The organism is Bifidobacterium sp. ESL0825, assembly GCF_052606465.1.
The window spans coordinates 481,463-492,971 of the sequence record NZ_CP199589.1; the positions used below are offsets into that span (position 1 = coordinate 481,463).

Sequence of the window (11,509 nt, forward strand, 5' to 3'; positions counted from 1 at the left end):
TTATCGACGTTCTTTCATACTTGGAGGCGGTTTCTAGCGCTCGCTGGCCAAAGCCATATATCCGTCCTCAAGGTTGGGCGCAGTTTCTACAGAGCCTGCTGGCGGTGTATCAGTAACTATGCGGTATCTTGTCCCCTGTGGGGTGGGTTCCGCGTTGATGATTGTGGCATTTTCCGGTGGGGCCGAGATGGGAGGCGTGACCCAGGTATGACCGGCAGCTTCATGGATCAGCCCCGCAGTCGGCCCGTCATACTGGTTGTGTCCGACACGTAATACGCATACCCAGGGGCAGGTTTGTGCAACATCATCGAGTATGTGGGTGGAGAGGATAACGGTTCGATCCTGCCCCAGCTGGGCAAGGAGCGTGCGGAACCGCATGCGCTCTTCGGGATCCAACTCCGCTGTGGGTTCGTCGACAACCAGTAGCTGGGGGTCGCCCATAAGAGCCTGTGCGATGCCAACTCTGCGCCTCATACCCCCGGACAACCCTCCGATAGGTTGGTTCATCACGTCTTCCAATCCCGCCTGTTCCAGGAGGGTATGCGCCTGCTCCTGCCGCATGTGTTTGTTGTCAATCATTTTCAAGATGCCGATATAGTCAAGGAATTCAAGCGGGGACAGGTTCTCGTAGGGGGTGATGTGCTGTGGCAGATAACCCAGGTACCGTTTTAGATTTCGCCTGTTGGCCGGCAAAGACAGATCTTGTCCATCAATAAAAATTTTACCTTTAGTCGGTTTGATTATTCCGGTGAGAATACGCATGAGGGTTGTTTTACCGGCACCATTTGGACCAATAAGTCCTATCATGCCCTTTGGAAGATCAACGGTCAGATCGTTCAAAGCGGCCGGTCTCCCCCGAAAATCCTTGGTCAGATGGTCAATGGAGATAAACATGTGAGTAATTCCTTTCAAAGTCAGATGAAAGTCAGACCCGAGCTTTTGTGTGGTTGGAGGCTATGTTTGCACCAGTGAAAAGAAGGAAGATAATACACACCTGCCAGAGCAGGGATATGACTCCCGATTGGACGGTGAAGGGACCGTTCGCCGGCATGTACATAGGATCGGTATGAAACCATCCCTGCGCAATGGGATCGCCAATGACTGCCAGCGGGCCACCATTGAGCGTTGGAAGTGGCAATAGGGGGGTATAGAAAGCCAGCCAGGCCCATGTCAGGACGGCAAGAATCCGGGCCAGGATTGTGGGTAACAGGGCTCCTAGCAGGGCGGATATCCCCATGGCAATCAGCATTGATGGTGAGAGTATGACAAGTGCTACCGCCAGGGCCACGAGTATTGCCTCACCATTGCCGTGGAAGGTTTGGTAGACCGCGATCAATACCAGGAAAAGCAGGGAGGAAGATATGCAGATAACCCATGCTCCTAGGACATGAGCTGAGCGGATGACAGCCATCGGTAAGGGGGAGGTAGATTCAAGCTCGTCCATTCCAGTTCGTCTGCCGGCAGTCATCAGGTCGCTGAACGATGCTGCGTATGCCAGCGCGGTGAAGATGGCAAGAACCTGTCCGGTAAAGACAAGACCCTGTATGGTGTTGAGTCCAGGTGACATGGGAGAGGCATAGGCCAAAAAGAGGGCGAAGAGCGCCAGCGGCATGCTGGCTATCCATAAGGCTTTACGCCGATAAAACATCAGTAGCGTGATGCGTACAAGGCTGAGTATCCTCATAGTTCTGCCACCTGCAACACATTGCGTTCTGTATTACTGCACGTTTTCCATCCGAAGATTGCGCCTGCTGCTGCAATAATCGATGGGACGAGTCGTTGCCGGACTGGATCGGTGATGTATGGATCCCATATAAAACATAAAAACAGCCAAATAGCTATGGAAGCCAGCGACGATGTTGGCATAGACGTGGTGAGTACGGCTATAAGGAAAACCAGACAGTTGACAATGAACATACTGCCAACCGGGGTAATGATGCTCACCCATCCCATGTCACGTGGCCAAAGTCGCATCACATGCAAGCCGATAAAGAGAAGGCCTGCGGCAGTAAGATTTGCCCCGGTAATGATAAGCAGCCTGGTCACTTGAACTCTCCGCCATCCAGTTGGAGTTGACTCAGTAAGTTCAACGATTGGGTCACCATTGAGCACAAAAGCTGTAGATAGGCCAGCAGCAATTACCGGCACTTGGGTGAGAACCATCATAACTGGCCGTATGCGGCTCAATGACCAAATGCCCTCCAGTAAGAAGCCCGCAAGAAGAACACCTGCAGTCAGTATGAATGGCAGCAATACCAGCCTATAAAGCCTCTTGAGCTGTATACCTACGAAAGCCAACCTCGTCCACCTTCCTCATATCTGGTTTTGGCCTCGGCTGCCGCCAGACATTGCTCGCTGCTCGTTCCGTCTGCTTAGTTAGTAGCGAGAGAGGATGGAAAGGTTCATTAATTTTTATCTCCACCGGCGAGTTGAGTATGCCAGGCAAGAGGGGATGTAAGGATAACAGCAGATAGGAGTCCCACTGTAACGAGGATGAACCCTGCCCAGGCTGCGGCGGTAGTGGGTGCCGAATTGACCCATGCCGGTAGGAAAAATGATGACCTCAAGTTCTGCAAAGTTCTCATTAGTGGTGCAAGTATCCCTAGGAGTAGTGCAATCCAAGAGCATTGCCATATGCATAAGAGGGCCACGATATTCGCCAGGAGTGTTATGGGGGCTATCGTTTGGGCAATAACCGGCAGGGGCCTTATTCCAGGGTTAATCGCAGTGACAATCAATGAGGCTGCTCCCCCGACGACAATATTGGAGATAAAGGCCAACAATAGCCTAGTAGCTACTACAACTTGAGGTCCCAGGGGCATACTGAGCATTAATTCACGATCATCTTTAATGGAAAAGACCAGGATCATGGTCAGTGCCATGTTGAGCATGAGCATATTTGAAAAGATATGCGTACCGAGACTGCCGTAACGCGCACCTTGCATAAGGTTGCTGATTAAAACCGAGCACGCTGCTATCGCGATTTCCACCAGTAAGATATATCGCGGTATGAGGCGGAATTGTGCCAGAACAAGCGGGCCACAGGAACGCACTCGACGCATGAATGGTATCGGTTGATCCGTTGCCAGCGACGGCTTCTGGTGGATGGCCTTCATTACGCTAGTAAAAGCCGGAACCGCCGGCTGTGCATTCTGCTCTTTTTCCCTAAGCGCCTCTTGAACTTCACCCCGGTATTCTTCGGTGACTGGGCCTGTGCTGTCTGGGCTTGTGCTCTTATATCGGTCTGTCATAATCACCCCTTCAATTATCTCTGGCTCGGCACTTTATGGGTTTTGACAGGAGCGAGGTCGGTCAACTGTGGGCGCAGGATCTGCCTTGCCCGAGCAATGCGAGACTTCACAGTCCCAACCGGGACGTCGAGCAGGGAGGCTATTTCCGTGTAGGGTAACTCGTGGAGCCAGGCCAGCGTCACCGTATAGGCCATTTCTGCTGGGAGTGCATCAATCCTTTGCCGTATTATTTCCATCGTCAGATCCTTATTGACCAGTTCTACAGGCTCCAGCTGATCATCGGTTATCGAGTCAAGTTCCGCCTGATCCATTTGGTCAGGTGGTTTCGGTTTGCGACGTTTCATATAAATTTGCCGCCGGGCAATGCTGAGTATCCAGGTGAGCACCTTGCTGTCTGTGCGGAAGGTTTTTGAGGAACGCCAGCAGCCCAGCCATGTGTCAGCAAAAACTTCACTGGCATCCTCATCGTCGGATATTCGCAAGGAAATAAAGGCTTGGACGGTATGGGCATACTTCTTGTAAAGCGCTTCAAAGGCCGATTCATTCTCAGCGGCCACCAATTTGATCAGCCTTATATCATCAGCATCTGGATCAATGCGAGATCTTTTCACTGATGATGTCCTTCTCCGTATTGTCTACATTCTGGATATCGTCCTGCATACTGTTATGCAAGCGGTTATCGCGGTTATGCTCCATTGCTATTACGAATATACTGGGATGCTGCTTTTAGGGTCGCCCATCCTGTGAATCCCGTCGCAAGACAATTCCTTAACGTCTGCGTATCAAGCAACTTCTTATCAGGCGTAGGTGTCCTAGCGCTTATTTGCGTCCTTTCAAGTACTTCCGTATCTTCTTCAGGGCCCAGTCGTAATGGCTGGAGGTCGAAGAGATGAAGGCGGAGCCCAAGGTAGAGTTTCCGGTCCATGGGAGGGCGCCCTTGGTGAACAGCTGTTCGTTGGTGAACGATTGCGCCAGGGCCATGACCTTCTTATGGGATTCGATAAACAGGTCCAGAGCCTGATCGTAGGTGGTGTCATCATGCTTGTCCCGCAGCTTCACATTCATTTCGCCGTAATTGCGCCAGTTGTAGCCGTCAGGAAGAAAGTCGTGGGTCCTGCCCTGCTGGTTGTCCTCCACCCAGTTCAACAGCAGCTGATGCCACTCGTAGAGATGGACGAGCACGTCCTTGATGTTCCTGTCGCGTGCCCAATGGGCCCCCTTCTCCTTGCTCAGGTCGAAGGAAAAGCGGCCATTGCGTTCTTCGGGTATTAGCGGCTCAAGCAGCGCCATGATTTTGTCGAAGCCATCATCAGCCGCCTTGATGAGTTCTTCCTTGGTGGTAGGTCGCACCATGACGGTCCTCCATTTGTCTGTTGTTGACAAGGCTTGACTGGTTCATCGGCACCTGTCTCGGTTTGTCATCGACTGTACCCTATATGAGCCTTACAAATGCTCGCGTGTAGGAAATCGTCGCGAACTCAAGTGCTTACAGTTGCACCTACCAATCAAATTCATCAAGCCGAGCGCTGCATATACCGACTTAATTTATTTAACAAGGGGCATAAAGGAATGGCAGAGGTCGGCAGGCTGCATTGGCGCAAATATGTATTCGGGTGCATACAGCAGGACTTTATTACTCGCCTATGGCATGCGATATGACGCTGACAGAGTTCTCGAATCTGGTGGTCAGGGCTTGGATTCCTGTGGCTGCGGCACCAAGCACGGATGCGATGAGCACCACTACAATCCAAGCGCCCCATTGCACGCTCATCTGTGCTTTGCCCATGAAGCGCGAGAGCATGAAGGTCAGGGATGAGGTGCAGAGCAAGGTGATGACCAGGGAGAACAGTGTGCTGGTAATCATAGTGATGATGCCGTCAAGTGCGCCCAATACTCTGAGCTGGCCGATTCCGGCACCTGATACGTAGGTCAGCGCCAGATCAAGTCCTCTGCCTTTGGAAGTGATCAAGGTGCCTGCAATTGCACCTGTTATCGCGATGATCAGTGGCGGTCCAGTGAGCGCCAGGAGACTCGCAAACATGTCTGCGGTCGCCGGAACAGTGCTGTCTGGTGTGGGGGGCAAAGCGACTTGCATGGTGGTGATCATCGTGCTCAACCCTCCGCCGACGGTCATCAGCAATGACAGACCTGCAGTCATCGGGATGATCGCCGCTCCCTGGCGCTGTATGCTGCCGACAGCCTGCTGGCCTGCCAGCCTCCAGGTTCTGGATGGCAACGCCACAATACGCGTCCATATCGCCGTGAAGCCGGGCAGGAAGTATGGTGCGAAAGCTGCCAGCGAGAATATCAGGAGGAACATGCCGCCCATGGCGAAGGCGAGAAATACCGTCATCCGATCCGCAGCGGCATTGCTGCTCATCTGACTTGCAGGAGGGTTAGTTGCAAGTGCGAAAGCTGGAATCAGCAACATACAGCCCGCGCCAATCAAGCATACGATTCCCAGGAGGAAGCGGAAGACGCCTATCCGCTTTGGCGGGTTCTGGGATTGCCTGAGGGCTTCCATTGGTCGTATTTTCGAGAGCGAACGGATAGTCAACAGGGTGCTTATGAAGATGGGCGCAGCGCTGAAAGCGAGGCCCTTGCCCAGCGAATTGAACAGGTGGCTGCTGGCATATGTCAAATGCAAATCGAGTGGATTTGTCACCATGGCGAAGATTAAGGGTGTAATCACTGGCAGCAAAAGGCAGGTGGCTGCAATAGACAGGATGCATAATCCCATGACAATCAGCAGATTCCAGGCCAGCAGTTGCCAAGGCAGAGCGCCTTGCAAAACCATGAGCGCCAGTTGATGCCGTCGTTGATTCAGTGCTGAGTTCATGACCCATAGCAGCACAGCTACGGTGATGATCACGCTGAAGGCTAAGGCGGGACCAGTGTATGAGGATCCAAGTTCCTGCTCCGGACCTTGATAGTCCTGATCAATGATTGCGGCGACCGCGATGAGGGAGCAGATGACAGTCTGGGATACGACCATGGCCAGCAAGACGGCGCTCCAGACCATGGGCGCTGCTTTGAGTTCGGACAGAGCGCCTCTCATGCCATGGGCGCTTTCGCAGAGAATGACTGGCTGATACGGCCATCGCGCACGGCAAACAGCCGATCGCACTGACCCGCCACCTCATTGTTATGCGTCACCAATACGATGGTTTTCTTTTCGTGGTTGGCAAGGTCCTTCAGCACCGATATGACCTTTTCTCCAGATTCCTGATCCAGGGCGCCAGTCGGCTCGTCCGCGAATACCACGTCTGCGTCGGATAACAGGACGCGGGCCAGGGCAACACGTTGCTGCTCGCCGCCCGACAGCAGGGTGACGCTTTTCTTTTTCTGATCGATCAGGCCAAAGTACTTCAAGAGGGAATCCGCCGTCTTTCTGGGAAAGCGGGATCCGCGAAGGGTGAATGGCAGAGCCAGATTCTGCTCGACTGTCATGCTGGTGATCAGGTTGTAGGACTGGAATACGAAGCCTAGATGCTGGCGTCTGAACTTGGTCATTGCCGACAGCCCCAGACGGGTTATGTCCTTGCCCAGCAGAAGCACATTGCCACTAGTGGCCTTCTCCAGCCCAGCCAGGCAGTACAGCAGCGTCGATTTGCCGCTGCCTGACGGCCCTATGATGCCGGTCATCTCCCCCGGATACGCAGTGAATGCTATGTCATTGAGAATGGTCAGCGAATCGCCGCGGCGCGGGGAGACCACCATGGACAGCCCCGTAGCTTCAATCGTTGGTGTCGGGCCTCTGCTCACGCTTAGGTTGGGGTTATTCATAGTTGCATCTTTCCCTTGGATGATCATCGACGACCTTCCAGACCGAGGCATCTACGCTCAGTAATGCTGATTCGCCTCGCGGATGTCATGTGCCCTCGTTCGTCGCTTGACCCTGTATGACGGTCATCCTTGTCGTCATCAGTCACTTCCATTGATATCAGCGAAAGAAGGGATGAAATACCCTGATTTACCCTGAATTATCCCTGACTCGGCCCTGATTCTTTCGGAATAAGAGGCATGTTCAGGCAGGCATGCTTACGCGGCGCCACCGGTAATGTCAGCAGCGCCGGGGATCAGCTGATTACTGCTGCAGGCTCATTCGCTGACAAGCAGTAGGGATTTGATGGCGGTGCGCTGGTCCATGGCCTCATAGGCCTCCTGGATGTGATCCAGGGCAAAGCGCTGGGTAAAGACCTTGCCTGGCTGGATGCTGCCCTTGAGCACTTGGTCAAGTAGCAGATGCCTGTCATATGTGGTGACTGCGGCCGTGCCTCCTCGCAGCCCGACATTGCGCCAGAACAGCTTAGAGGTGTCCATGGTGGCCTGCTGCGGTACGCCGACCCGGCCGACCACTGCGCCGGGCCGAGCCACCCTGACGGCGGTATCTGTGGACAGTTCGGTGCCCACGCATTCCAGGACCGCATCGGCTCCGGCTCCGTCGGTGAGGGCCATGACCTGCCCCACAGCAGCATCTCCACGTTCAGTCACGATGTCAGTGGCCCCGAATTCACGCGCCAACCTCTGGCGGTCCTCATGCCGGCTCATGGCGATGATGCGTTCGGCCCCACGCAGCTTGGCTGCTATGACACCGCACAGACCCACCGCTCCGTCGCCCATGACCACGACCGTATCGCCATCTTTGACCTGGGCTGTAGCGGCTGCATGATAACCGGTGGCCATCACGTCGGAGAGGGTCAGCAGGGAGTCGAGCATGTCGTCGCTGTAGTCCTCAGGTTGGCCTGGAATCTTCACCAAGGCCCAGTCCGCGTTGGTGAATCGCAGATACTCGCTCTGATAGCCGCCGCTCCCCCGCCTGTCCGGATCAAGGCAGTCACCGTCGAAGCCGGCCCTGCAGGCCGCGCAGTGCCCGCAGCCATGGGTGAAGGGTGCTATGACGAAGTCACCAGGTTTGATATGAGTGACATCCGAGCCCACCTTTTCGACCAGGCCGATGGCCTCGTGCCCTACGTGACTGCCTGCGGGCATTGAGGAAATCCCCCGGTACCACCACAGGTCGGATCCGCACACGCAGGCCCGGACGACCCGAATCACAGCATCTCCGGGCTTTTCGATGGTCGGCATCGGTGCTTCCTCCAGCTCGATGCGGCCTGGCTTCACAAACTTTGCTGTCTTCATGCTCCTGCTCCCCATTCTTCACTACCTGGCGGATCCGTCTGCCAAGTATGCGGATGAAACATAGTCTACGGAGTCCAATCCGCTCGAAGTCAAGTCAAATCCTTATTGTGCGCGATTCACAGAGGTGCGGACAAGATTGTCACACGGGAATACGGTCATAAGATGCAGCCATATATAGGTGCTTTATAGGGGTGCCGTATCGGAATACCGTCATATGCCTTGTGATTCGGCCGAATCTCAAGGGATCAACTCATTTGGAAGAGCTTTCATGACCGCCAAGTTCCTTAAGGAAGGCAGCGTAGGTCTGGGGGTTGCGATGGTTTTTGCCTGCTTGGACGATCAGCCCGTGATATTCACGCAGATCGTTGAGTGGCCATTGATCAACCTGAATAAAATCCGCCTCGTACTCTTCACCCTCCTGGTATGACCGCAAGGAGGCCCAACCCAGACCGTCCAGCATCCGGCGTGCATAGGCATCCCAGATAAAGCAGCGCTGGCCGAAGGCATAGAGCCGTATGACATCCGCCGTCTCGCGTCCAATCCCGGCAATGGTGAGCAGGTCGTCACGCAGACCTTCATCCGCACAGTCCTCCACATCGGCCGTGCGGATGCCGTGAGCCAGCAGCCACTGAGCCAGGGCCTTGCATGTGCGTGCCTTGGCCTTCATGAAGCCGCTTGATCTGATCAAGTTCGTCAGCCTTGCCAGATCGACGTCGGCCATGTTGCAGGGGTTGAGCAGATCGGCCTTGCGCAGCTGCTCGATGGACATGGCCGCGTTCCCCCAGGCTGTATGCTGGACCAGCACCGCTCCGATCATCATCTCGAAGTCGGTCTCTGCCGGCCACCAATTCTGCAATCCCAGGCGAGCGAGCAAACGTGAATACAGCCACTTTGAGCAACCGGCATTTATCCTGCCTGAATTGCCCATAACGCCTCCATCAAACTACTTGACGCTTTTCATGGTAACAGCTGGCTCCAGCCGGTGCGGAGCGAGTCAGAGAATGGCAGGCGCCTGGGCGAAATCAGTGATAGCGCCATCGGCCTCAGAGCGGATGGCATCCCAATCCTTGGCCGAGGACTGGTCGTACATGGCCCAGACCTTCATCCCAGCGCGTTTGGCGGAATCGACGGCGACCAGAAGATCCTCGAACACTGTGCAGTGGTCGGGCGTGACGCCCAGCATCCGTGAAGCCAACAGGTAGATTTCCGGTTCCTCCTTGCCGATGCTTTTGGCATCATCCACGCTGCAGACCTGGTCGAAACAATCGGTCATCCCAGCGTGCTTCAGAGCAGCCTGTCGCAGGCGCGGAGGGAGGCTGGTTGCCACAGCCAGGGCGGCACCGCTGGCTTTTAGCGCCTGCAGGTAATCGAGTGCATGTGGTTTGGGCTGCACAGCTGTGGCGTAGAGCAGGAGTGCGTCCTCGTTCCACTCCTCCACAAGATCTTCTGGGCGCTCGTCAAGGTGGAAGCGGTCGATGGTGTATCTGGCGATGGCACCGGTCTGCATGGAGGCCACCACAGATGCGTAATCGTCCGGCATGGGGATGTTGCGGCGAGCAAAGAAACGTTGGTCGATTTGCTTCCAGACTCCCATTGAATCCAGAAGTGTGCCGTCGAGATCGAAGATGGCGGCCTTGCCAATGTTGACTTTTGTTCTATCTTCGCCCACGCCGCACGTTCTCCTGTCTGTCGAAGTTCTTCATAGTAGCATGACCTAAGAGCATGACCTGCCCAGCGGCTTAGAGCCAAGGCCCTCCCCGATCAGCCTTGGCTGCAGAAAAGTAGGTAAGTTCAACAGTTTAATATTGCCATGCAAGCTATTAATCTCAGCGATTGTCAATTATTTTGCGCTCAGCGAGCGAAAAGCACATAAAAGTTGAAGAATATATACAATATTGGTTGAAACAATGTTAGCATGCAAATACTAGAGAAAATCATCGAAAAAGGAGACTTATGGCTATTCAAGAAACAACAGCGGCTCTGGCTGATCCCCTGCGTCGTCGTGTGCTGGATCTTTTGGAGCAGGGCGGCATGGAGGCGGGACGCCTGGCCGAAAAACTGGGAATGACGCCATCCAAGCTGTCCTATCATCTGCGGAAGTTGAAAGAAGCAGACCTGATTGTCGGCCACAAGCAGGGCACCAGGGTCATCTACGAACTCAATCTGAGTGTGCTGGACAGCACTATTCAGTGGCTCTACCGCCTGCGGACCAGCGCCAGCGACAAGAGAAGTCTGCCCGAGCCGCGGACTGTGAGCAAGGAAACTGGTTCGACGGCGGTTTCCGAGTCCTAAGGAGACTCTCATGGCGGATGGCAGCAAAGCGGGTCGGTTCGTCCCGACCCTTGTCGCGGCTCAGTGGTTGCCGGGGATAATCATGCTGGGCGTAGGCCGCATAGTGGTCAATCGTCTGCCGAATGAAAACGTCCCGCTTCATTGGAATGCACAGAACCAGGTGGATCGCTGGGGTTCTCCCCAGGAGCTGGTTTGGATGCCCTGCTTCTTTCTGGTCATTGCGCTGATTTGGACCATCCTCATGCTCGTCCTGCGCGCATATTTGATTAAACGTGGTGATGAAGCGGGGCATACCTTGACCGTTTTTCTGCTTGGTGGTCTATGCATGCAGATTATTTTCGCGGTTTTAGATCTGTTCGAAATAGCTGTTGCTGATCCGCATTGGGGCTGGTGGCCGACGGATTTCGGCATCGATAAGGTCGCCATGCTATTGACCGGTCTGACTCTCATAGTCATCGGCAATCTTGCTCCTAAAACCAGACCCAACGGCATCAGCGGTTTTCGAGTGCCAGGTGCCTACGCCAGCCGCGAGGCTTGGCGCCGTTGTCAGCAGTTTGGCGGGGTGGTCTTCATGATTCTGGGCGTGGTCATGATCCTGGCCGCCCTGGCTTATAGCGGAGTCAGGCTCTACTGGATCTGTGGAACCGCTCTGGCAATCGTCCTTGTACTCATATGTGCCTATGGTTCATACGCTGGCAGAAAGTATGCCGGGCAGGGCGGACCTGTCTACCACCGTTAGAGCTTATATGCAATGAGTGGCTTGAAGGAGACTGCAAATAACAGATCTGCATATACGCAATGGGGACTGTCTGAATCTTTTGGAA

The 11,509-nt window shown here is 54.5% G+C and carries 13 protein-coding genes; 2 read left to right on the forward strand and 11 right to left on the reverse strand.

The window, feature by feature from the left end; all coding sequences use genetic code 11:
* Positions 1–33: 33 nt before the first annotated feature.
* The 11 genes from ACUIAG_RS02130 to ACUIAG_RS02180 all read right to left on the reverse strand — a co-directional run bounded on the left by ACUIAG_RS02130 (position 34) and on the right by ACUIAG_RS02180 (position 10,035).
* On the reverse strand, positions 34–894 hold the full coding sequence (locus tag ACUIAG_RS02130) for an ATP-binding cassette domain-containing protein (protein ID WP_445340008.1): 861 nt from the start codon (positions 892–894) through the stop codon (positions 34–36).
* Between the two features lie 31 nt (positions 895–925).
* Entirely contained in the window at positions 926–1,684 is a 759-nt protein-coding gene (locus ACUIAG_RS02135; protein ID WP_445340009.1) for a murein hydrolase transporter LrgB, read from the reverse strand.
* On the reverse strand, positions 1,681–2,166 hold the full coding sequence (locus ACUIAG_RS02140) for a hypothetical protein (protein ID WP_445340010.1): 486 nt from the start codon (positions 2,164–2,166) through the stop codon (positions 1,681–1,683). The genes ACUIAG_RS02135 and ACUIAG_RS02140 overlap by 4 nt, the downstream gene beginning before the upstream one ends.
* A gap of 239 nt (positions 2,167–2,405) precedes the next feature.
* The gene (locus tag ACUIAG_RS02145) at positions 2,406–3,251 is read right to left on the reverse strand and encodes a hypothetical protein (RefSeq protein WP_445340011.1); all 846 of its coding nucleotides are present in this window, start codon (positions 3,249–3,251) and stop codon (positions 2,406–2,408) included.
* A 14-nt stretch (positions 3,252–3,265) separates the two neighbouring features.
* Complete coding sequence (locus ACUIAG_RS02150; RefSeq protein WP_445340012.1) at positions 3,266–3,862, reverse strand: RNA polymerase sigma factor; 597 nt, start codon at positions 3,860–3,862, stop codon at positions 3,266–3,268.
* Positions 3,863–4,070: 208 nt separating this feature from the next.
* Positions 4,071–4,604, reverse strand: a complete 534-nt coding sequence (locus ACUIAG_RS02155; RefSeq protein ID WP_445340013.1) for a ClbS/DfsB family four-helix bundle protein — start codon at positions 4,602–4,604, stop codon at positions 4,071–4,073.
* A 280-nt stretch (positions 4,605–4,884) separates the two neighbouring features.
* Positions 4,885–6,273 carry a hypothetical protein gene (locus ACUIAG_RS02160; protein ID WP_445340014.1) on the reverse strand — a complete coding sequence of 463 codons (1,389 nt, stop codon included), beginning with the start codon at positions 6,271–6,273 and terminating at the stop codon, positions 4,885–4,887.
* Positions 6,274–6,305: 32 nt separating this feature from the next.
* The gene (locus ACUIAG_RS02165; RefSeq protein ID WP_445340015.1) at positions 6,306–7,037 is read right to left on the reverse strand and encodes an ABC transporter ATP-binding protein; all 732 of its coding nucleotides are present in this window, start codon (positions 7,035–7,037) and stop codon (positions 6,306–6,308) included.
* A 315-nt stretch (positions 7,038–7,352) separates the two neighbouring features.
* Positions 7,353–8,393 (reverse strand): zinc-dependent alcohol dehydrogenase family protein, encoded by a 1,041-nt coding sequence (locus ACUIAG_RS02170; protein ID WP_445340016.1) that lies wholly within the window; start codon positions 8,391–8,393, stop codon positions 7,353–7,355.
* 250 nt (positions 8,394–8,643) lie between these two features.
* Positions 8,644–9,267 (reverse strand): endonuclease III domain-containing protein, encoded by a 624-nt coding sequence (locus ACUIAG_RS02175; protein WP_445340017.1) that lies wholly within the window; start codon positions 9,265–9,267, stop codon positions 8,644–8,646.
* Positions 9,268–9,387: 120 nt separating this feature from the next.
* Positions 9,388–10,035 (reverse strand): HAD family hydrolase, encoded by a 648-nt coding sequence (locus tag ACUIAG_RS02180; RefSeq protein WP_445340352.1) that lies wholly within the window; start codon positions 10,033–10,035, stop codon positions 9,388–9,390.
* Between the two features lie 311 nt (positions 10,036–10,346).
* Between ACUIAG_RS02180 and ACUIAG_RS02185 the strand changes: the two genes are divergently transcribed.
* Together ACUIAG_RS02185 and ACUIAG_RS02190 are read left to right on the forward strand one after the other, a co-directional pair.
* A complete protein-coding gene (locus ACUIAG_RS02185; RefSeq protein WP_101432353.1) occupies positions 10,347–10,685 on the forward strand; it encodes a metalloregulator ArsR/SmtB family transcription factor in 339 nt (112 codons plus the stop codon).
* 10 nt (positions 10,686–10,695) lie between these two features.
* Positions 10,696–11,424: an SdpI family protein gene (locus ACUIAG_RS02190; protein WP_445340018.1), complete on the forward strand. Its 729-nt coding sequence runs from the start codon at positions 10,696–10,698 to the stop codon at positions 11,422–11,424.
* The last annotated feature ends 85 nt before the right edge of the window (positions 11,425–11,509 follow it).

Bases quoted from the DNA above. Each gene is read 5' to 3' on its own strand.
- ACUIAG_RS02130 (WP_445340008.1), bottom strand. From the start codon at position 894: ATGTTTATCTCCATTGACCATCTGACCAAGGATTTTCGGGGGAGACCG.
- ACUIAG_RS02135 (WP_445340009.1), bottom strand. From the start codon at position 1,684: ATGAGGATACTCAGCCTTGTACGCATCACGCTACTGATGTTTTATCGG.
- ACUIAG_RS02140 (WP_445340010.1), bottom strand. From the start codon at position 2,166: ATGATGGTTCTCACCCAAGTGCCGGTAATTGCTGCTGGCCTATCTACA.
- ACUIAG_RS02145 (WP_445340011.1), bottom strand. From the start codon at position 3,251: ATGACAGACCGATATAAGAGCACAAGCCCAGACAGCACAGGCCCAGTC.
- ACUIAG_RS02155 (WP_445340013.1), bottom strand. From the start codon at position 4,604: ATGGTGCGACCTACCACCAAGGAAGAACTCATCAAGGCGGCTGATGAT.
- ACUIAG_RS02160 (WP_445340014.1), bottom strand. From the start codon at position 6,273: ATGGTCTGGAGCGCCGTCTTGCTGGCCATGGTCGTATCCCAGACTGTC.
- ACUIAG_RS02165 (WP_445340015.1), bottom strand. From the start codon at position 7,037: ATGAATAACCCCAACCTAAGCGTGAGCAGAGGCCCGACACCAACGATT.
- ACUIAG_RS02170 (WP_445340016.1), bottom strand. From the start codon at position 8,393: ATGAAGACAGCAAAGTTTGTGAAGCCAGGCCGCATCGAGCTGGAGGAA.
- ACUIAG_RS02185 (WP_101432353.1), top strand. From the start codon at position 10,347: ATGGCTATTCAAGAAACAACAGCGGCTCTGGCTGATCCCCTGCGTCGT.
- ACUIAG_RS02190 (WP_445340018.1), top strand. From the start codon at position 10,696: ATGGCGGATGGCAGCAAAGCGGGTCGGTTCGTCCCGACCCTTGTCGCG.